The organism is Pseudomonas sp. TWI923 (genome assembly GCF_039673365.1).
In the GTDB taxonomy this organism is placed as follows: Bacteria; Pseudomonadota; Gammaproteobacteria; order Pseudomonadales; family Pseudomonadaceae; genus Aquipseudomonas; species Aquipseudomonas sichuanensis.
In genome coordinates this window covers 1-20,443 of record NZ_JBDJLM010000087.1, presented here as the reverse complement: position 1 = coordinate 20,443, position 20,443 = coordinate 1, and the positions used below count along the sequence as shown (strand labels likewise).

Sequence of the window (20,443 nt, the reverse complement as noted above, 5' to 3'; positions counted from 1 at the left end):
CCCATAGACCGCCGGGGCCGCTTTGCGGCCCTATCGCGACACAAGGCCGCTCCTACAAAAAAAGCCATACCTTTTGCCGCCGATCAGGCGTAGGCAGACGCCTGTGCAGCACAGCCCCGGGAGACCGGGGCTTTTTTGTGGGCGCCTGGCCCATGTCGTTTCCAGGCAAGCCAATCACGACATCTGACGGCATCGGGCACGGGGTGTCGTGATCGCGAACTTGCGGGACGTTCTCGAACAATTTCCCCGTGCCCCGCAGGGCTTAAATAACTCCCCGGATCGTTCGGTGCGTGGCTCTGTAAAAGCGTGAAGAAGTTCAACAACAGCGCCTGAGCGACGTGTCATTCTTATTGTTTTTCAAGGAGATGCTTTTTCGCCTGTACCTGCCCGTCCCTTCCTTGTGTCAGCAAAAAGAGAACAAGATCAATGAGCACCGTGGGATCTGATGGCAACCTTGCACAAGGTTTCAAGCCGCGTCATGTAACGATGCTGTCCATCGCCGGCATCATCGGCGCCGGGCTTTTCGTAGGTTCCGGGCACGCCATCGCGGCGGCCGGGCCCGCCACCATACTTTCGTATTTCGTCGCCGGTACCCTGGTGGTGCTGGTGATGCGCATGCTCGGCGAAATGGCCGTGGCACACCCCGACACCGGGTCGTTCTCCACCTACGCCGACCAGGCCATCGGCCGCTGGGCCGGCTACACCATCGGCTGGCTGTACTGGTGGTTCTGGGTGCTGGTGATCCCCATCGAGGCCCTGGCCGCGGGGCATGTGCTCAACGCCTGGTTCCCCCAGGTGGACAGCTGGATATTCGCCTTGGCCTCGGTGCTGCTGCTGGCCTGTACCAACCTGTTCAGCGTGGCCAAGTACGGCGAGTTCGAGTTCTGGTTCGCGATCCTCAAGGTCACGGCGATCCTCGGCTTCATCGGCCTGGGCTTCGCCGCGCTGATGGGCTGGCTGCCCAACCGCGAAGTCAGCGGCTTGAGCACGCTGATGGCCGAGCACGGCGGCTTCACGCCCAAGGGCTGGTCGGCGGTGATCGGCGCCTTCATCACCGTGATGTTCAGCTTCATCGGCACCGAGGCGGTGACCATTGCCGCGTCCGAATCCAGCGACCCTGCGCGCAACATCGCCAAGGCCACCCGCTCGGTGATCTGGCGCATCAGCACCTTCTATATCCTGTCGATCTTCGTGATCATCTCGGTGGTGCCGTGGAACGACCCGCAGCTGGCGGTGGTGGGTTCGTACCAGCGTGCGCTGGAAATCATGAACATCCCCAACGCTGCGTTGATGGTCGATTTCGTGGTGCTGATCGCGGTGACCAGCTGCATGAACTCGTCGATCTACATCGCCTCGCGGATGATGTACTCGCTGGCCAAGCGTGGCGATGCCCCGGCGTTTCTCAAGGAAACCTCCAAGGTGGGCGTGCCGCGTGCGGCGGTGTTCGGCAGCACCCTGATCGGTGCGGCCATCGCCATCCTCAACTACTTCGCACCCAAGGGCGTGTTCGAGTTCCTGCTGGCCAGCTCCGGCGCCATTGCCTTGCTGGTGTACCTGGTGATCGCCATTTCGCAGCTGCGCATGCGTGGCCGCCTGGAGCGTGAAAACGCCAACCTCAAGTTCAAGATGTGGCTGTTCCCATGGCTGACCTGGGCGGTGATCATCTTCATCAGCTGCGCGCTGGGGGTGATGATGTTCACCGAGGAGCACCGGGCCGAGGTGAGCGCCACGCTGGGGCTGGCAATCGTGATTTCGTTCCTGGGGATCGTGACCACGCGGGGGCATGCGCGGGTGGTGGGGGCGCGGTCGATGGGCTGATGCTGTGCCGTGAACGAGAGGGCGCCAGTGGGCGCCCTCTTTGCGTTTTGCAACAGTTTCACCTGCGGGCTCGGGTGAGGGGCGGGGGTAGACTCTGGCGGGTTTTCACTCTTTGCCATGGAGTCGTTGCATGAACGATGAGCAGCAGGGCGCGTCAGCACCCGCAGCCAGCAATGGGCGTTTCGATGAGGTGCTGTCCCTGATCCAATCGGCCCGTCAACGTGCGGTCCAGGCCGTGAACACCCAGCTGATCGAGCTGTACTGGCAGGATGGGGCCTACATCAGCCGCAAGCTGGAACGGGCCGAATGGGGCGACGGGGTGGTTAACCAGCTGGCTGATCATCTGCTGCTGACCCAGCCCGGGTTGCGCGGATTCACCCGCGCCAACCTGTTCCGCATGCGGCAGTTTTACGAGGTTTACCGGGGTGACGAAATAGTCGCACCACTGGTGCGACAATTGCCCTGGAGCCACAACATGATGGTCATGGGGCAGTGCAAGCGCCCTGAAGAGCGGCTGTTCTACCTGCGCATGGCCAGCCAGGAAAAATGGTCCAAGCGTGAGCTGGAACGCCAACTCAAGGCCGCGCTGTTCGAGCGCAGCATGACGCAGCCGGCCAAGGCATCGGCTGCGCTCACCCAGGCCCATCCGGCGGCTCTGGAGGTGTTCCGCGATGCCTACATGATCGAGTTCCTCGGCCTGCCGGGCGGGCACGCCGAGGCCAAGCTGCAGGAGTTCTCCGCGCTGGATGCCGAGCGCACCGCCTCGATATAGCGGGCGACCGCCGGTGACTTCTCGAAGCGTCGGTGCAACAGGCTCAACCACGAACTCGCCCGGCAATCCTCGACAGGCCGGTAGTTCACCTGCGGCAAGTTGATCCGCCGCACGACTGATTCCGGCACCAGCGCAACGCCCTGGCCCAGCGATACCAAGGTGATCACCGCCACCAGGCTGCCAGGCTGCGGGCCCAGGCGCGGGACGAAACCACCCTGTGCGGCGACCTCCAGGGTGCCGGAGATCTGCTCGGGGAGGATGAAGGTTTCATTGGCCAGGCGCTTGGCCGGGAGCTGCTTGAGCTCGTTCAGGCGCGAGCCGGCGGGCAGCGCCAACACGAAACCTTCTTCATGCAGGGGAATCGCCTCCAGCCCGTCCGGCAGTTCCATCGGTGAGCGTACGTAGGCCAGGTCCAGCTGGCCGTCGAGCACTTGCGTGGGCAGCGCATCCATGGGCGCCTCGCGGATATTCAGATGCACGCCGGGGTGGGCGTCACTGAAGCGGGTCACTTGCTGCTGCAAGGTGCCGGAGTAGGCCGCCGAAGCCACATAGCCCAGCTCGATGCGCCCACTGTCGCCACGTGCGGCGCGCTGCGCGCTGAGTTGCGCGGCGTCGAACTGGCGCACCGCCTGCTCGGCCTCCACCCGCAATGCTTCGCCCGCGGCGGTCAGGCGTACCTCGCGTTGGCTGCGCTGGAACAGCAGCACGCCCAGCGCTTTCTCCATGTCCTGGATCTGCCGGCTGAGGGTGGGCGGGGCGATGCCCAGCTGCTCGGCGGCACGGGTGAAGTGGCCGTGGCGAGCGACGCTGAGAAAGTAGCGGAAGTGGCGGATTTCCATGGGGCCTCGTTAGCCGGGGGCTAATGACGCAGGACGTGGCGGCTAACAAGCCCGGCGCCCGGCGGCGTTATGGTGAGGGCAACACTACAAGGCTGGCGTCGCGGCGGCAAAGCCCGATGACCGGCCGAGCCTCAAAGCCATCGCCGGGCATCTCGTGGCCCGCGATGGCGCCCCCTGGAGCCTTGCCATGTCCACCCCCGCCTCTGCGCGTTTCACCCTGTTCACCGCCTCGGCCGTGTGCGCCCTGATCATCCTCGACACCAACATCGTTGCCGTCAGCCTGCCCAGCATCGCTCGCGACCTGTCCGGCTCATTCGCCGACATCGAATGGGTGGTCAGCGCCTACCTGCTGGCCTTCGCCGCCTGCCTGCTGCCCGCCGGCAGCCTGGCCGACCGCTTTGGCCGACGGCGCATGCTGCTGCTCGGGCTGGCACTGTTTGCCCTGGCTTCCCTGGCCTGCGGTGCTGCGCCGAACCTGCTGTGGCTCGACCTGGCTCGCGCTGGCAAAGGCGTGGGCGCCGCGCTGTTGCTCACCGCCGCCCTGGCTGCCATCGGCCACCGCTTCCATGAGCCACAGGAGCGCCTGCGCGCCTGGGCTTTCTGGGGTGCCTGCATGGGCGCCACCATCACCTTCGCACCGCTGCTCGGCGGCCTGATCGCCAGCACCCTGGGCTGGCGCTGGATCTTCTACATCAACCTGCCGCTGGTGGCCGTGCTGGCGCTGATGGTGCTGAGCAGCGTCGAAGAGTCCCGCGACAGCGCCGCCGCCCGGCTTGATCCGCTGGGCAGTCTGACCTTTGCCGGCAGCCTGGGCTACCTGATCTGGGCGCTGATCGATGCCAACCGGGTCGGTTGGGACAGCGCCCCCACCTTGGGGCGGTTGGTGATCGCCGCCTTTTTGTTCGGCCTGTTTGTGATGGTTGAGCGCAGCCAGGCTCGGCCTATGATCGATCTGCAATTGATGCGCAGCGGGCGGTTCATCGGTGCCTTGCTGGGGATGTTCGCCTATGCCGCATGTGCCCAGGTGATGATGACCTTGTTGCCGCTGTATCTGCAGAACGGCCTGCAATTGTCGGCGCTCGAAGCGGGGGCGGGGATGTTGCCGTTTGCCGTGGCGATGCTGCTGACGCCGCGGTTGGGAATGCGCCTGGCGGCGAGGTTGAGTGCAGCGCAGGTGTTTGCGTTGGGTTTGGTGTTGGTGGGGGTGGGGAATCTGGCCTGTGCCTGGGCGGTTGGGGAGGGGGGCTATGGGGCTTTTGCCTTGGCCAGCTTGGTGTTGGGGGCTGGGGCAGGGTTGCTTAATGGTGATACGCAGAAAAACATCATGGCTTGCGTGCCGCGTGAGCGGACTGGGATGGCCTCGGGGTTGAGCACTACTACACGGTTTGGGGGCATTGTGCTGGCTATCGGGATTCTTGGTGGTGTGCTTGCGGCGCGTAGTGGGCAGTTGTTGCGTGAGGCCATGGCTGGGGTGGCGCCGGAGGCGTTGGGGAAGGTTGGGGACATGGCGACGCGGGTGGCGGCGGGGGATTTGCAGGCGGCGCTGGGGATGCTTGAGCCGGGGTTGCGTGAGGTGGCGGCACCGCTGGCGCGGGGGGCGTTTGTGGGTGGGTTTGAGGCGGTGTTGCTGGTTGCTGGGGGGGCGGGGTTGGGGTTTGCGGTGATTGTGGGAGTGTTGCTTGGTAGGCCGCTGCCGAGTGTGGTTGTGAGATTGGCTGCAGAGTGAACTGAGGGGACGGGTCGCTCTGGGTTGTTGTCACGTTGATGACGACTTAGAGGCTGTGCATTTACCAGATGCGAGGCACAAAAAAAGACGCCCTAAGGCGTCTTCTTTTTCGGATTTGGTGGGCCGGGGGGATTTGAACCCGCAGCCGCACCTTGATTTGAAAGGGCTACGTACGAAATGCTGGCATTAAGCTTTCATTCCGTACCATTTGCTACGCAGCCCCTTGCACCATACTGAGTGCTCCCCTGTAAAGCATAGGGACCCAGTAAACTGGTGCATCCCTAGTGCCTCGGCGCTCAAAAAAGCCGGCTTCGATCAATTTTTCTGCCACCGTAGTAGCTTCCTCAAGGTCACAAAACCATAGACCTGCCAAGGAGGCTGCGGTTTGCTGGGTTTTTTGACGTTCCAACTTTTGAAGGTAAGGTTGTAGCAATGGATTTTCAGCGCAAAGTGTTTGCTGATATCTCGCTTTTGATACCGAATCTAGACCAGATCTAATAGCATTCTTGCCAATCAAGTGGTCTTGAGTGTTGTCGCCGCCGAGTTCGTAGATTTTTAATTGCTCGTCTTTGGCAGCTAATAAGAGATGGATGAGCTCTCGGGGGGCGGTTCTTTTTGTACCGTCCGCAGTTCGAGTTAGCATCCAGTCTAAAGTCTTAGATTTGCTTTTTCCTACATCGACTTGATTGGGGAATATGGCATAAAAGAACTGAGATTGTTTGTCTTCCGATGATAAAATCTCTACAGGCTGTACTCCGAAGTGGTCAGCTATGGACTGGTTGGACAAGAATCGCCGCACTATAAGATTCAGAAGTGACCTGTTATCCCAAGATAAAGTTATTGAACGGATAACGTGACTTGCTTCGCGAAATCCGCTTTTTACAATTTTGTTCCAGATATCATCACGTAAGAAGATTTTGACTTTTATCTGAGGAAGACTCTGCATGTCGAGATAGCTACGGAACAGGGCCCGCAATGCAGTGCTTTCCAAGTCGTCTGAGTCTGCAAAGGCAACGTCAAGGCGGTCTAAGGCTAGCCATACAGTAATTTTCTGTCTCGCGAACGCGTTGTTTAGTTGTTCTAGCAAATTGTCTAGAGATCGAAACCCTTTGCTTCGCTGGTCGGTAGTCGGCTCTTCAAAAGTAATCTTCCCACCATATGTCATCCCAGCCGGGTCAGCGACACTCAGTTCCAGCGCAGGAATAAATTTGCGCAGATACTCCATGGCTGACTTAAGTCGTGTTAGTAAATTGATCCCGGGCGAGAGTAGGTTTTGACTCGTAAGCAAGTCGATTACTTCCTGAGCCGAGTCATCCTTTATGCCGGATGCTTGCAGTTGAAGGCGTAGATAATCGGCCGAAATAGAAAGGAAGTATAGTTTCCAGAGCGACCTGAAAGCGTCCTCGGACAGATCTGAGTGTTTCGTTAAGTCCCTAAATACCGGGGTTCCTCTTGGGTTTTCCGCCGCTATGAAAATTGTGCGCCCTTTGAGTCGGAGCTCATCTCTTTTTGCGACTAAGAGGGAATACAGAGCGCTCTTTCCAGATCCCTTCGCTCCGAAAACTACGTCGATATCCCCGGAAAGTAGTTTTTTCCACTGATCGGTTTCTACAAAATAGCTGTGTAGTTCATCAACCTCATCTTCAGCAATCCTACTCCCCAAGACTACTTCCTGCAGAACTGTCTTGTTATCCATGCTTTTCCTCGGGTGGCTTTTATGGCAGGGTCTTTTGCATGCCATCGTTATGCCATCCTATTCGAGGTTATTTTGAAAATCCACTGTTGCGGGAGAGGGGATGGCACCTGGCCCGCTCTGCCAGGTTCCCCACTTGCTTTCAGCCTTTGAGCCAGCGAAGTCATCCGTACTTGGCATCCATCTCCCATATACTCTCGCAATCATCGTCCAGTCGCTGTGGCCCATCTGTTTTGCAACCCACATTGGATGTTCGCTTGCAGTAAGCATCATGGATGCGTAGGTATGACGGGTCTGGTAAGGGCGCCGGTATCGAACCCCTGCTTTCTTGATTGCAGGCTGCCACATGGTCTTGCGGATCGGTTGATCACCTGCCCAGCGCTTCAGCGTTCGTGGGTTCTGGAAGACCTCTGCATCGGCCAGGAAGGTGAACGCCTTCTGCGCCGTCAGCGCTTCGAGAGCGGGACGCAGCAGCTTCACCGACCGCCGGCCCGCGGCAGTCTTTGTAACCTCTGCCTCTCCACCTGCTGCCTGGGTCATTGCCCGGCTGACTACCACTTCTCCCCGCACCCAATCCACATCCCCCCAATCCAGCGCGACAAGCTCGCTCGTCCGGAGACCTGTCCACAATGCAAACTGCACCATGTTTCTGGCCTGGCCGCTCAGTACGCCGAGGATGGCCTGCTGTTCCTCTGGCGAGAACGGGTCCACGTCGTCGTCACGCGGCGGAGCCTCCTTGCGTGAGTAGGTCCAGCCGGCAAGCGGGTTGGCGAGTCAGCCCGGATCTCCGAGCGAACAGCAAGGGAGATCGTCAAGGGCGGCGTTGGCTTCGTCGATGGATACCTGCATGGGATTAGCGAGGCGGCGTAAAAAGTTCTTTCATGCCGGATAAACACCTGTTTTCATAGCAGCGTGTCCAGCTTGCAAGCAACGCGACACAGAGAAACCCCGGCCATGCAGCCGGGGTTTTTGCTATTCGCCCTTGAGAACTTCCTCGTTGAAGTAGTTCATTGCATCTTGCACGCGCTCATTGAATTCGATCTGAACCAGGTCATCATTCCTGAATTTGAATCGATAGAACGTCAGGCCGCCTTGGAAGCGGATTTTCGTATCCCTTGGGATCGACCCAAGCCAATCGGCCATTTCGCCCGCTGTAGTGCTGCTTCCGTCGTCTTTCATGCGGCCTCCTTAATTTGCTGGAGGTGGCATTTTGCCATCTTTCGGCGTGGATGACGCGCTCAGGCGCTGGGCTAAGCCGGTAGAGATGTTCCGTCAAACATTTATCGCCATTACATTGACATCATGTGCCCAGTGGTCAAGATAGAGGCTTTCGTCTTTCCAGAGAGCCTGACCGATGCGCAAGATTCTAGCTTTAGCCGCACTCTTCCTGTCCACTGCTGCCAGCGCAGACTGGCGAGTGGAAGTATCTGACCTTCATACAGGGAAGGCGCCTGCTGGCTACCCTGCTGTCATGGGGCTTGCTCGAAACACCACGAATGGCACCCTTTCCAATGTGTTTGTGAAGTTCAAGCTGTACGACGAAGATGGGAATATCGTGGGCAACACCATGGCTGCCGGGCAGGACATTGGCCCAGGTGAGACCTGGAAGTTTGCAGCGCCAACCACGGTCCCATTCAACGAGGCTAAGCTCGGAGAGGTGGACGTAAAGTAGCCTGAGAATCTGAAAGCCCCGCCAAGCGCGGGGCTTTGTTGTTTGGAGTCGAATCATTTTCGGATAGGATTGCCCTGGCTTAAATGGCACACCGCTATCAGCCAAACCGGAGGTGAGGTAAATGGAGTTTACGAACGAGCAGAAGTTGATTATCACCCTGCTGACCGACATTCACGCGAAGCTTGAGATCGAGGATAGCCTTGACCCTTCGCTTGTTCAGCGCATGGTCTCGGAAGGGCAAGGCTGGGCGCTAGAATGGAAATATCCAGGAATGTTTGAGGAGTCTGGAGAGACCCCGGCGGCAGTTGTATTTGTCTGCGAAGTATTGGAGATGTGGTCGGTCCTGGAGGGCTCCTTCGAGGCGCTGGATGACAACCAGCGGCAAGCGCTCTCGGAAGCTGCAGGGGTATTCGGTAGAAACGTACGTTTCCCTGGTTTCGATGGAAATAACGAAGCTGAGTACCTTTCGATTGCCCACATCTTGGTAGAAGATCTTGAGCGGTGGAGTGAGCTTCAAGGTCGCATCGATAATGCTCACATGCCTACAATTGACGGGTACGAGCGTATGCTTCCTGTTTTTGATGCGATCCGAGACCGCAAACTTGATGATGGAGACTTCAACGGGCTGGATGTAGAGGAGCTTGCTCAAATCCTTAATGAGCGTACGCACCCAGAAAACCGCTGAAGTGTTTTGAGCTGATCTGGGCCCTGGCATTCGCCGGGGCTTTTTCGTTTTTGGACTTCCTCATTTCAAGGCTCACCGACTGGTGGGCCTTTTTCGTTTTCGGCGCCTATGCCTGCCTCTTTGCTCTCGGCGGATGGCATCGCATTGAGCGCCGGACCTATTACCCAGCCCCATCAGGGAGCAAGGGCATCAGCTCAGAAAAGGACCACTGATGAGTACAGAACACCAGGCGTTCACCGATGTGCCCCTTTGGCCGGCTACTACGTCAAGTTCAACCTGGCCGGCCTGTTGCGCGGCATCGGGGCCGTGGGCTGATCCAGCTCACCGGCCGCGACAACCACCGTGCCGCCGGCGTGGCCCTGGGCTTGCCGCTGGTGGAGCAGCCCGAACTTCTGGAGCAGGCCGAGCATTCCGCCCAGTCGGCGGCGTGGTGGTGGGCGAAGCACGGGCTGAACGAACTGGCCGATGCTGGCCGCATTCAGGACATCGGCAGCGTGATCAACACCGGGCAGCCGGGCCGGGTGCCGCATGGCGCCGCGGAGCGCAAGGCGCTGTATGACCTGGCGCTGCGGGTGCTTGCGTGAAGGTCTGGGCATTGCGCCTTATCGGCGCCGGCCTGTTGATCCTGCTCGGCATCGCCATGGGCGCCTGGGTAACGACCAGCCACTTCCGCCCGACTCTCGACGCAGCCCAGGACCAGGCTTCCGTGTGCGCCGCAGCCCGCGACAACCTCGCCGGCCTGGCGCAGGAGCAGGGCAAGGCCCTTGGCGATCTGACCCTGGCCGCGAACGCACGGCAGGCCAGGGTGGAGCTGTCGGTTAAAGAGGCTCAAGCCAGCGCCAAGGGCGACTATGCCGCAGCGAACCGCCTGCAGCAGGAGCGAACCGGCGGCGACCAGTGCGCGGCCGCCACCTCGATCATCGACAAGGAGCTAGGGCTATGACCGCTTCAGGGGCGGGCCTGCCAGGCCACCAAATAGGCGAAAAATTCACTGAAAGCAGCATGGTTTCTGGGCTGGAGGGTGGCCACCAAGGTGGGCCCTGCAGGAGCTGCGAAAAAGTGCAGGTCTCGCAAAAATATGCAGGAGCTGCAGGTGGTGCAGGTCGAATCCTGCGAGGGATGGGGTTGCTCGCAGGCATCGCGCTTCTGGTCGCCTGCGCGAACAAGGTCGAGCCCCAGGTTCAGTACGTGCGCGTCGAGGTGCCGGTGCAGGTGCCCTGCCGGGCACCGGAGGTCGCGGTACCGCCATGGGCTGCTGCCGGCCTGCTCAAGACCGACAGCCTGGAGGTTAAGGTGCGCGCTTTGCTGGCGGAGCGCCGGCAGCGGATCGGCTACGAAAAGGAGATCGTAGCAGCTGTTACCTCCTGCAGTTAACTCATCCATCTACAGGTGGCGGTTTAATGGATTTAGATCTTGGTGGGGTACTTTTTTCCAGATTCTTGGCGGAGCCACGGAGAACGTGCTTCTGCAACAAGTGCTCTACTACATCCATGACGATACCAAGGTCAGCGGTATCTGGCTTGTATCCTCGGTGAGCTGCGGCATTTCCTGCTTCTAGCGCGGCCCGCAGGGTTCCTTTGTCTGATGGCGCTAGCTCTCCAGCAACAACGATCTTTTCGAGTCGCTGCTCAAAGGTACCGTGGTTACCAACTACTTCCGTCAGATATAGGTCAACTAGTGTTCTCGCGCCCATTACTGCCAGTCGACGGCTGTCTGCATCCAGCGCCGTATAGACCTCATGCAAAAGTTCCTTCCAGTCCTGTTTCAGCTGCCATCGCCATGGAGGGGGCTTTCGGGAAACCCTAGCCGGATAGAAAACTGGTTCGTAGTCACCAACAAGGTTGTCCGTGTAGTCAACTCTGAGAGATGCAGTCCGGCAACCGCGACAGGCTAGAAGGGTATAGGTATAAGTCCATGTCTCGGTGAAATGCTCGTCCTGCTCGTCACAATCCCGGACAGCATGGCGCTTCAGCACATCATGCTGATTGCGTTGTAGACAAGAGTTACAGTGGGATCGGTGGATACTGCCTTCGTCCATGTCGCGCTCCATGCATGCTGTCATTAAGCTGGCATTTCCCAGCCAAAACAGCCCATTCAGACACAAAAAAGGCACTCGCGAGATTCGCTAAGTGCCTGATTTGTAAGGATTGTTTGGTGGAGCCGGGGGGATTTGAACCCCCGTCCGCCAGTACTCCGCTGTCGGTACTACATGCTTAGCCGTGTCTACTGATTTAATCCGCAGCCGCCCGACGGGCAGGGTGCTTTGGATGAGTTGGGTAAGTTTTAGTCGCTTCGCCCCCAACGTGCTGCACGACGATCCTGTTCTGTATGACAATCATTTCGGGTTTACAGGCATCCCCTGATGATTGCTGGAGCCGAAGCTACCAGAAGCAACGGGTCAAGAGGGCCGCTTACGCAGCCAGCTTGTACTCCGCGCCGTAGTTTTCGTCATTGGCAACTATAAAAGTTGCAACAGTGGATTTACGAGTTCTGTTACCAACTCGGCATGCACCTAGAGTTTCGTTACCGGCGTCGAATCCTAATCGGCCCCACACTCAGCTCTAGCTGACCGTACCTTTCGGCACGTAGGGCGGAGTATACGCCCTTGAGCGGGCGGCGTCGACTGTCGCCGCCCTACGCAGGGCTCAGGCACCGCTGGCGCCGTTGCCGCCTTTTTCGGTTTTCTCCAGGCGTTCGAGCACTTTGCTGGTGATGGCGATGCATTCCTTGGTGTCGCCCGAGGCCTGGGCGGCCTTGGCCTTGTCCACGTGTTCGGTTACGGCTTTGTCCATGCCTTCGGAGGTGGCGCCGGCGGTGGCCATGGCGTCGTCGATTTTCTGCAGGTTGAGGGCGCACAGGTCATCGGCGGCGAATACGGGCGAGGCCAGCAGGGTGGCGCCCGCGAACAGGGCGGATAGCGCAGTACCTTTCATGGGTGTCTCCTCGTGAGGCCTCGGGAAGGTGGGCCTGTTGGGTGGACTGCCGGGGATTGGTGAGGGTTCAATCGGGTTGGGGGCGAGGGCTTTGCCCTCGCATCGCCGGCAAGCCGGCTCCCACAGGGGCCGGCGTTGGCTGTGGGGTCAGTGGCCCATGCCGATTTCCATGTCGTCGATCAGGGCCTTGGCCATGGCGCTGAGGATGCGGGCGGTGCCGCCGGCGATCAGGTCGCCTTCCATTTCGGCTTCGCAGGTGAGGTGGCGGATGCAGCCTAGCAATACCGACAGTTCGCTGAAGGCATGCTGGAAGGGGATGCCGGGCTGGATGCGGTAAAGCTCCAGGCAGGTTGTGGTGCCTGAGGTGGTCCAGTGGTTGGTGGGCTCGGTCATGGCTGCGCTCCTGTTTCGTGGCGGATCAGGGGGTAGAGCAGCTGGTTGAGGTAGATGCAGGTGTTCAGCAGGGTATGGCGCTGTTCTTCGCTGTTGGTGTCGAAGTACATGTCGAGGACTTCGCGCAGGCAGGCCATCAGCGAGGTGGCTTCGGTGCGGGCGGCTTCGGGGGTGAGGTCGGGGGAGATGGACAGGTAAGGGAAGAAACGGGGTGGGTCGGGGACGATCTTTTTCATGGTTAACACTCCTGCGCAATTCAAGAATGCTGCCATCCAGGCCTTTCTCACGGGACAAAGGGTGGCAGCCGTGCACGGGGTGAGAAACCGAGGCGCAAGAGAAACTCGGCCAGACCGAAGTCTGCCCGGGCACGGCTGCCATAGCTGGAACGCCGACAATTACGCTACGGGTTCTCACACCCGGTCACCAAATATGGCGACCGGGTGAAGTTAGCCCTGAGGGATTTCCCCGACAACGCAGCAACTTCCGGCAGGTGCGTAGGATAGTTCCCAAGCCTTTTGGGCTGAAGCATTTGGTTGCAGGTTCGGAAATGTCTTACGGGTTTAGGGGTATGCCCTTAGTGGTCCTGGCTGGCTATCGCGTGAGGGCGAACAGGTGCCTGGCTGTTGATTGCATCAGGGCATGCAGGTGCCTGCCACAGCTCTTGCAGCGCCTATGAGATCGAGCGCCGCCCGCGTGGCGCATCGCTGGCAAGCCAGCTCCCACATCTGTTTCGGGCCAGTTACTCCTGTTGTTTCTTCGCTGTTCGCCTTGTTGGCTCGACTCGATATTGAGGTGGGCACCACTGGCGCCTCGCCTGACTCAAGACATTCATCAAGGCGGGCAGCGGTACCCTCACAGGCATAATTGGCCCGAAACAGATGTGGGAGCTGGCTTGCCAGCGATGCGCCGCGCGGGCGGCGCTCGATCTCATAGGCGCCACAAGAGCTGTGGCAGGCACCTGTATGCCTTGATGCAATCAACAGCCAGGCACCTACCCGCCCTCACGCAATCCCCACCAACAATCAGACCGCCCGCGCCCGCGTCACCCGATCCACCAGATACACCAACCCGTGATAGTCGATCCCACTATGGCTCGACAGCCCAATTTCACAGGTACGACTGGTAGAAATCCCTTCACTGCAATACTGCACCGCATCCTTGAGCGTACGCAGCGAGTGGGCATTGAGCTCTGGCGTGGTGAACCCCTTGTCGCCAGCAAACCCACAGCAATGGATCCCTTCAGGAATAACCACATTCTTGCTGCACCGCCGCGCCAAATCGATCAGCGCCTGGCTCTCGCCCAGGTGCTGGGTGCTGCAGGTCACATGCACGGCCACCGGTTCATCCTGGGGAGTGAACTCCAGCTTGTTGACCAGGTGGGTACGAATGAACCGCACCGGGTCGTACAGGTCCAGCCGGGTTTCGCCCAGGTCCTGCACCAGGCGCAAGGTGCAGGGGCTGGTGTCGCAGTAGATCGGATCGAGGCCGCCGCGGCTGGCGTGCAGCAGGGCGGTGATCAGCTCCTGGCGTTTGTGCTCGGCCTGCTCGGGGTAGCCCTTGGAGGCGAACGGCTGGCCGCAGCACAGGCTGTCGGCGTTGTCGGGGAACACCACCTGGTAACCGGCCTTTTCCAGCAGGGCGCGGGTCTTGTCCAGCAGCGAGCTTTGTTCGCGGTCGGCGTAGGCGGGGCCCATCACGCGGGAGACGCAGGCGGCCAGGTAGACCACGCGGGGGCGGGCATCGTTGCTCGGTGCGTTGAGCGTGATGGCGCGCAGGGGTTGCGGCATGGCCGGGGTCCACTGCGGCAGGCGGCCTTTGCTGGCTTTGCTCAGGCTGGCACTCAGGCGGGCCATGCGTGGCGCGCCCAGCAGCTTGCGGGCGCCGTTGGCGGCGGCCAGGGTCAGGCGGGCGCCGCGCAGGGTGGCCTGGAAGTGCTCGGCCAGCCAGTCGGCGGCCTTGACGTGCTCGGCAGCCTGGCCGCGCAGCTTCTTCACCAGCTCGCCAGTGTTGATGCCCACCGGGCAGCGTTGGGCGCACAGGCCGGTGGCGGCGCAGGTGTCGATGCCCTGGTACTGGTAAGTGTGCAGCAGCTCGCGGGTGTCGACGCCGGCGCGCTTCTTCGCCTGGATATCGCGCCACATGACGATGCGCTGGCGGGGGCTGAGGGTGAGGCCTTTGGACGGGCACACCGGTTCGCAGAAGCCGCACTCGATGCACTTGTCGACGATCTCGTCGGCGGCCGGCAGCGGCTTGAGGTTCTTCAGGTGGATGTCCGGGTCTTCGCTCAGCACCACGTCGGGGTTGAGGATGCCGTTGGGGTCGAGCAGGCGCTTGAGTTGCCACATCAGCTGGTAGGCGTCCTTGCCCCATTCCAGCTCGACGAAGGGCGCCATGTTGCGCCCGGTGCCGTGCTCGGCCTTGAGCGAGCCGCCGAACTCCACCGCCACCAGTTGCGCCACGTCGTCCATGAAGGCCTGGTAGCGGGCCACTTCCTCGGCGCTGTTGAAGCCCTGGGTGAAGACGAAGTGCAGGTTGCCTTCCAGGGCGTGGCCGAAAATGATCGCCTCGTCGTAGCGGTGCTTGTCGAACAGCTGGATCAGGCGGTTGACGCCCTCGGCCAGTTGCTCGATGGGGAAGGTGACGTCTTCGATGATCACGGTGGTGCCGGTCTGGCGCACGGCGCCGACGGCGGGGAAGGTGTCCTTGCGGATCTTCCACAGCTGGTTGTACACCGCCGGGTTTTCGCTGAACTCGACCTTCTGCTCCAGGGGGTAGTCGGCAATCGACGCCATCACCTGTTGCAGCTGCTCGTGCAGCAGGCTCTGGCTGGCGGCCCGGCACTCGATCAGCAGCGCGCAGGCGTTGGCCGAGAGGTCCTTGACCCACGCCGGCATGCCCGGCATTTCCTGCACCGAGCGCAGGCTGCGGCGGTCGAGCAGTTCGACGGCGGATACCGGCTGGCGCTTGAGCACGGTCACGGCGCGGCAGCAGCTTTCCACGGTCGGGAACACCAGCAGGGCGCTGGCCTTGTGCGGGTGGTCGGGCACGGTGTCGTAGGTGACGGCGCTGATGAAGCCGAGGGTGCCTTCGGAACCGACCAGCAGGTGCTGGAGGATGTCGAGGGGCTGGTCGTAGTCCACCAGTGCGTTGAGCGACAGACCGGTCGTGTTTTTCAGCCGGTACTTGTGCCGGATGCGGTCGGCCAGTTCGGTGTTGGCGCGGGTCTCGCGGCCCAGGCGGGCGAGTTCGTCGAGCAGGCTGGCATGGCTTTGTTCGAAGGCGGCGACGCTGGCCGGGTCTTCGCTGTCCAGGCGGGTGCCGTCGGCCAGCACCAGGCGCAGGCCGGCCAGGGTGTGGTAGGTGTTCTGCGCGGTGCCGCAGCACATGCCGCTGGCGTTGTTGGCGACGATGCCGCCGATCTTGCAGGCGTTGATCGAGGCCGGGTCGGGGCCGATCTTGCGCCCGTAAGGGGCCAGCCAGGCGTTGGCCTGGGCGCCGATGACGCCGGGTTGCAGGCGGATCTGCTCGCCCTGGCCGCGAATCTCGCGGCCATTCCAGCTGTCGCCGAGCACGATCAGCACCGAGTCGCTGATGGCCTGGCCAGACAGGCTGGTGCCGGCGGCGCGGAAGGTGACCGGCACGCGTTCGCGCTGGGCCAGCTTAAGCAGGCCGACCACTTCGTCTTCGGACTCCACGCGCACCACCAGCTTGGGGATCAGCCGGTAGAAGCTGGCGTCGGTGCCGAAGGCCAGGGTCGAGGTGGGGTCGTCGAAGCGGCGTTCGGCGGGGATCAGGCGCTCGGCATCACGCAGGAACGCGGCGGGCAGGCTCATGCAGTCTCCTCGCGGGGCCGCGGCGTCTGGCGCGCGGCGTGCCCCGGGTTTTCAGGCGGTAGCGGGCGCTCAGGCGCCCAGTTCGCGGACCAGCGAGTCGCGGGTGATCTCGCTGATGGACTTGGCGCCGGTCAGCACCATGGCCACGCGCATTTCCTTCTCGAACAGCTCCAGCAGGTTCTTCACTCCGGCCTCGCCGTGGGTGGCCAGGGCATAGAGGAAGGCGCGGCCGATCAGCACGGTGTCGGCGCCCAGGGCGATCATGCGCACCACGTCGAGGCCGCTGCGGATACCGGAGTCGGCGAGGATCTTGATATCGCCCTTCACCGCGTCGGCGATGGCCGGCAGGGCTCGGGCACTGGACAGCACGCCGTCGAGCTGGCGGCCGCCGTGGTTGGAGACGACGATGCCGTCGGCGCCGAACTTGACCGCGTCACGGGCGTCATCGGCGTCGAGGATGCCCTTGATGATCATCGGGCCGTCCCAGAATTCGCGGATCCACTCCAGGTCTTTCCAGGAGATGGACGGGTCGAAGTTGTTACCCAGCCAGCCGATGTAGTCGGCAAGGCCGGTGGGGTTGCCACGGTAGGCGGAGATGTTGCCCAGGTCGTGGGGGCGGCCCATCACGCCGACGTCCCAGGCCCATTGCGGGTGGGTCATGGCTTGCAGCACACGGCGCAGCGGGCCGTTGGCGCCGCTCATGCCAGAGTGGGCGTCGCGGTAGCGGGCGCCGGGCACGGGCATGTCGACGGTGAACACCAGGGTTTTCACGCCAGCGGCCTTGGCGCGCTCCAGGGCATTGCGCATGAAGCCGCGGTCCTTGAGCACGTACAGCTGGAACCACATGGGCCGGTTGATGGCCGGGGCCACTTCTTCGATCGGGCACACCGACACGGTGGACATGGTGAAGGGGATGCCGTGGGCGGCGGCGGCGCGGGCGGCCTGCACTTCGCCGCGGCGGGCGTACATGCCGGTGAGGCCGACGGGGGCCAGGGCCACGGGCATGCTCAGGGTTTCGTTGAACAGCTTGGTCTCGAGGCTGAGCTCGGACATGTTGTTCAGCACGCGCTGGCGCAGGGCGATGCTGGCCAGGTCCGACACGTTGTGGCGCAGGGTGTGTTCGGCGTAGGCGCCGCCGTCGGCGTAGTGGAACAGGAAGGGGGGCAGCTTGCGTTGGGCCGCGGCGCGATAGTCGGTGGAGGCGGAAATGATCATGGATTCTCGCAGCGTGGGTTGAAGGAGATGCCGGGCGCTGTGGCGCGCCCGGCCCCTTTCACTTTAGTGATGAACCAGCATGCCGGTCAGCCAGTAGGCCTGGACCAGGGTGATCAGGCCGACGATGGTGGCGAAGAACAGGCTGTGCTTGACGGTGAAGCGGAACAGGTCGGATTCCTTGCCCACAAGGCCAGTGGCGGCGCAGGCCACGGCGATCGACTGCGGCGAGATCATCTTGCCGGTCACGCCGCCGCTGGTGTTGGCAGCTACCAGCAGGGTGTCGTTGACGCCAATCTGGTGCGCGGTGGTGGCCTGCAGCGAGCTGAACAGGGCGTTGGACGAGGTGTCGGAACCGGTCAGGAACACGCCCAGCCAGCCGAGGAACGGCGAGAAGAACGGGAACGCGGCGCCGGTGCCGGCCAGTACCAGGGCCATGGTCGAAGACATGCCCGAGTAGTTGGTGACGAAGGCGAAGGCCAGCACCATGCCGATGGACAGGATCGGCCAGCGCAGCTCCCAGAAGGTCTCTTTGAAAGTGGTCAGACCAGTTTTGAAATTGATCTTCAGCACGGCCATGGAGATCAGCGCAGAGAGGAAGATCGCGGTGCCGGTGGCGGAGATCGGGTCGAGCTTGAATACCGCGGGCATCGCGGTGGGCGCGGCGACGATCGGCGCGGTTTTGATCACCAGTTGGTCGAGGTGCGGGATGGCGAAGTTGAACACGAAGTTGTACATCGCGCCGCCCGGGGCGAACGCAGCCTTGAACGGCTTGAGGGTCCAGATGGTCACCAGCACGGTGAGGATCAGGAACGGCGACCAGGCCTTGAAGATTTCGCCGAAGCTGTATGGGCTCGGCTGGCTGCCGCTTGGCTGCACCACGGCGGCGCCGACGCTGCCCTTGGCTTCGCTGAACGAGCGCTTGGGCTGCCAGACCTTGAGGAACAGGGTCAGGGCGATCAGGCTGGCCAGGGCCGAGGTGATGTCGGGCAGCTCTGGGCCGATGAAGTTGGAGGTGAAGTACTGGGTGACGGCGAAGCTTGCGCCTGCGACCAGGGCGGCAGGCCAGGTTTCCTTCACGCCGCGCAGGCCGTCCATCATGAACACCAGCCAGAACGGCACGAACAGCGACAGCAGCGGCAGCTGGCGGCCGGTCATGGCGCCGATGTGGAAGGCGTCGATGCCGGTCACTTGGCCCGCGACGATGATCGGGATGCCGAGGGCGCCGAAGGCCACCGGGGCGGTGTTGGCGATCAGGCACAGGCCGGCGGCGTACAGCGGGTTGAAGCCCAGGCCCACCAGCAGCGCGGCGGTGATGGCTACGGGGGCGCCGAAGCCGGCGGCGCCTTCGAGGAAGGCACCGAAGCAGAAGCCGATCAGCAGCACTTGCAGGCGCTGGTCATCGGTAATCGACAGCACCGAGCTGCGGATCACTTCGAACTGGCCGCTCTTGACCGTGAGTTTGTAGAGGAACACCGCGGCAACGATGATCCAGGCAATCGGCCAGAGGCCGTAGAGGAAGCCATAACCCGCGGCGGCGAAGGCCATGTCGACAGGCATCTGGAAGGCGAAGATCGCCACCAGGATCGACAGCGCGAGGGTGATGCTGCCGGCCACGTGGCCTTTGAGGCGGAACACGGCGAGGGCAAGGAAGAAGAACACGATAGGGATGACCGCCGCCAGTGCGGACAGACCAAGACTACCAAGCGGGCTATAGAGTTGTTGCCAGGTTTGCATATGGGGTGGCCCCTTAATTTTTGTTGGTAAGGCACTGGCATTGGATAATTGGTAAGACCAATTTACAATGGCTGGTCGCTAGGTTAAAAGCGACATTGCGGGTGTGTCAATTTGTCCCGTGCAAAACTTTGGTCGGATGCCGATGAGCGGGCGCCTGATGGGTGGCTAAAATCGCCGGCTGATGGGTGTTGGCACGGGCCGGATAGGCGCAGAATAGGCGCCCCCGGGATCCGCACGCCGGGGTTTGTGGAGAGCATGTAGATGGTTTTTGATCAGGTCCGCCAACGGCGCCTGTCCGACGACATCGTCGATCGGTTGGAAGGGATGATTCTGGAAGGCACCCTGACTTCGGGGCAGCGGCTGCCGGCCGAGCGCGCGCTGGCCGAGCAGTTCGGCGTGTCCCGCCCGTCGTTGCGCGAGGCTATCCAGAAGCTGGTGGCCAAGGGGTTGCTGGTCAGTCGCCAGGGTGGTGGCAACTATGTGGCTGAGTCGCTGGGTTCGACCTTCAGTGACCCTTTGCTGAAGCTGCTCGAAGGCAGCCCCGAGGCGCAGCGTGACCTGTTGGAGTTCCGTCACACGCTGGAGGCTTCATGCGCTTACTACGCGGCGCAGCGTGCCACAGGGCCTGATCGTGAGCGGCTGAAGATGGCATTCGATGCCTTGCAGGATTGCTATAACCGGGTCGGTGAAGTCGACCGGGCAGAGGAGGGCGCGGCCGATGCGCGGTTCCATCTGGCGATCGCCGAGGCCAGCCACAATGCTGTGTTGCTGCATACCATCCGTGGGCTGTTCGACCTGCTCAAGCGCAACGTGGTGACCAATATCGGCGGTATGTACCAGCAGCGCAGCGAGACGCGCGACATGTTGATCAGCCAGCACCGTGAGTTGTACGAGGCGATTGTCGAGGGGCGGGCCGAGGATGCGCGGGAGGTTTCCAGCCGGCACATTCTGTATGTGCAGGAGGTGCTGGAAGAGGCGCAGGAAGAGGCCCAGCGGGTGGCGCGGGCGGAGCGGCGCAGCGGGCGGTAGGCCGGTGTGATGGCATTCGCGGGTAAACCCGCTCCCACAGGTATTGCGCCGAATCTGAATTAAGCGCCATACCTGTGGGAGCGGGTTTAACCGCGAAGCAG

General features: G+C 61.7%; 16 protein-coding genes, 1 other RNA gene and 4 pseudogenes. 9 read left to right on the top strand and 12 right to left on the bottom strand.

Annotation, left to right across the window (positions count from 1 at the left end; translation table 11 throughout):
• Window positions 1–426 precede the first annotated feature (426 nt).
• Entirely contained in the window at window positions 427–1,818 is a 1,392-nt protein-coding gene (gene gabP, locus ABE459_RS22850) for a GABA permease (RefSeq protein ID WP_125857347.1), read from the top strand.
• Window positions 1,819–1,948: 130 nt separating this feature from the next.
• Window positions 1,949–2,545: pseudogene (locus ABE459_RS22845) on the top strand (DUF1016 N-terminal domain-containing protein); the annotation flags it as partial.
• Here the strand turns inward: ABE459_RS22845 and ABE459_RS22840 are convergent.
• Window positions 2,494–3,429, bottom strand: a complete 936-nt coding sequence (locus ABE459_RS22840) for a LysR family transcriptional regulator (protein ID WP_323830350.1) — start codon at window positions 3,427–3,429, stop codon at window positions 2,494–2,496. The pseudogene ABE459_RS22845 and the gene ABE459_RS22840 sit on opposite strands and share 52 nt — an antisense overlap.
• Before the next feature lie 118 nt (window positions 3,430–3,547).
• Here ABE459_RS22840 and ABE459_RS22835 point away from each other — a divergent pair.
• Window positions 3,548–5,155 (top strand): annotated as a pseudogene (locus tag ABE459_RS22835) (MFS transporter); the annotation flags it as partial.
• 211 nt (window positions 5,156–5,366) lie between these two features.
• On the opposite strand, the gene ABE459_RS22830 reads toward ABE459_RS22835, so the two are convergent.
• The 3 genes and pseudogenes from ABE459_RS22830 to ABE459_RS22820 all read right to left on the bottom strand — a co-directional run bounded on the left by ABE459_RS22830 (window position 5,367) and on the right by ABE459_RS22820 (window position 8,027).
• Entirely contained in the window at window positions 5,367–6,851 is a 1,485-nt protein-coding gene (locus ABE459_RS22830) for a hypothetical protein (RefSeq protein WP_323830351.1), read from the bottom strand.
• Window positions 6,852–6,908: 57 nt separating this feature from the next.
• Window positions 6,909–7,616: pseudogene (locus tag ABE459_RS22825) on the bottom strand (site-specific integrase); the annotation flags it as partial.
• 204 nt (window positions 7,617–7,820) lie between these two features.
• Window positions 7,821–8,027 carry a hypothetical protein gene (locus ABE459_RS22820; protein WP_323830352.1) on the bottom strand — a complete coding sequence of 69 codons (207 nt, stop codon included), beginning with the start codon at window positions 8,025–8,027 and terminating at the stop codon, window positions 7,821–7,823.
• Between the two features lie 175 nt (window positions 8,028–8,202).
• Here ABE459_RS22820 and ABE459_RS22815 point away from each other — a divergent pair, with 175 nt between their 5' ends.
• The 5 genes and pseudogenes from ABE459_RS22815 to ABE459_RS22795 all read left to right on the top strand — a co-directional run bounded on the left by ABE459_RS22815 (window position 8,203) and on the right by ABE459_RS22795 (window position 10,579).
• Window positions 8,203–8,520, top strand: a complete 318-nt coding sequence (locus tag ABE459_RS22815; RefSeq protein ID WP_143496116.1) for an FxLYD domain-containing protein — start codon at window positions 8,203–8,205, stop codon at window positions 8,518–8,520.
• Window positions 8,521–8,641: 121 nt separating this feature from the next.
• On the top strand, window positions 8,642–9,205 hold the full coding sequence (locus ABE459_RS22810; protein ID WP_323830353.1) for a YfbU family protein: 564 nt from the start codon (window positions 8,642–8,644) through the stop codon (window positions 9,203–9,205).
• Between the two features lie 293 nt (window positions 9,206–9,498).
• Window positions 9,499–9,789: pseudogene (locus ABE459_RS22805) on the top strand (glycoside hydrolase family 19 protein); the annotation flags it as partial.
• Window positions 9,786–10,148 (top strand): hypothetical protein, encoded by a 363-nt coding sequence (locus tag ABE459_RS22800; protein ID WP_323830354.1) that lies wholly within the window; start codon window positions 9,786–9,788, stop codon window positions 10,146–10,148. The pseudogene ABE459_RS22805 and the gene ABE459_RS22800, both read left to right, overlap by 4 nt.
• Window positions 10,149–10,324: 176 nt before the next feature.
• Entirely contained in the window at window positions 10,325–10,579 is a 255-nt protein-coding gene (locus ABE459_RS22795; RefSeq protein ID WP_323830374.1) for a hypothetical protein, read from the top strand.
• A gap of 1 nt (window position 10,580) precedes the next feature.
• Here ABE459_RS22795 and ABE459_RS22790 read toward each other — a convergent pair whose 3' ends face one another.
• The 8 genes from ABE459_RS22790 to ABE459_RS22755 form a co-directional block, all read right to left on the bottom strand.
• Entirely contained in the window at window positions 10,581–11,243 is a 663-nt protein-coding gene (locus ABE459_RS22790) for a DUF4145 domain-containing protein (RefSeq protein ID WP_323830355.1), read from the bottom strand.
• Between the two features lie 114 nt (window positions 11,244–11,357).
• Window positions 11,358–11,756: a transfer-messenger RNA gene (ssrA, locus tag ABE459_RS22785) on the bottom strand.
• Window positions 11,757–11,850: 94 nt separating this feature from the next.
• The gene (locus tag ABE459_RS22780) at window positions 11,851–12,138 is read right to left on the bottom strand and encodes a hypothetical protein (protein ID WP_346648143.1); all 288 of its coding nucleotides are present in this window, start codon (window positions 12,136–12,138) and stop codon (window positions 11,851–11,853) included.
• Window positions 12,139–12,285: 147 nt separating this feature from the next.
• On the bottom strand, window positions 12,286–12,531 hold the full coding sequence (locus tag ABE459_RS22775; RefSeq protein WP_258705681.1) for a DUF3077 domain-containing protein: 246 nt from the start codon (window positions 12,529–12,531) through the stop codon (window positions 12,286–12,288).
• Window positions 12,528–12,767 carry a hypothetical protein gene (locus ABE459_RS22770; protein WP_323830357.1) on the bottom strand — a complete coding sequence of 80 codons (240 nt, stop codon included), beginning with the start codon at window positions 12,765–12,767 and terminating at the stop codon, window positions 12,528–12,530. The genes ABE459_RS22775 and ABE459_RS22770 overlap by 4 nt, the downstream gene beginning before the upstream one ends.
• Window positions 12,768–13,553: 786 nt before the next feature.
• Window positions 13,554–16,364, bottom strand: coding sequence for an FAD-binding and (Fe-S)-binding domain-containing protein (locus ABE459_RS22765; protein WP_323830358.1), 2,811 nt, complete (start codon window positions 16,362–16,364; stop codon window positions 13,554–13,556).
• A gap of 69 nt (window positions 16,365–16,433) precedes the next feature.
• Entirely contained in the window at window positions 16,434–17,579 is a 1,146-nt protein-coding gene (gene lldD / locus ABE459_RS22760; RefSeq protein ID WP_323830359.1) for an FMN-dependent L-lactate dehydrogenase LldD, read from the bottom strand.
• A gap of 63 nt (window positions 17,580–17,642) precedes the next feature.
• Window positions 17,643–19,313, bottom strand: a complete 1,671-nt coding sequence (locus ABE459_RS22755) for a lactate permease LctP family transporter (RefSeq protein WP_323830360.1) — start codon at window positions 19,311–19,313, stop codon at window positions 17,643–17,645.
• Window positions 19,314–19,574: 261 nt separating this feature from the next.
• Here ABE459_RS22755 and ABE459_RS22750 point away from each other — a divergent pair, with 261 nt between their 5' ends.
• Window positions 19,575–20,342: an FCD domain-containing protein gene (locus tag ABE459_RS22750; RefSeq protein ID WP_258705685.1), complete on the top strand. Its 768-nt coding sequence runs from the start codon at window positions 19,575–19,577 to the stop codon at window positions 20,340–20,342.
• Window positions 20,343–20,443: the final 101 nt, after the last annotated feature.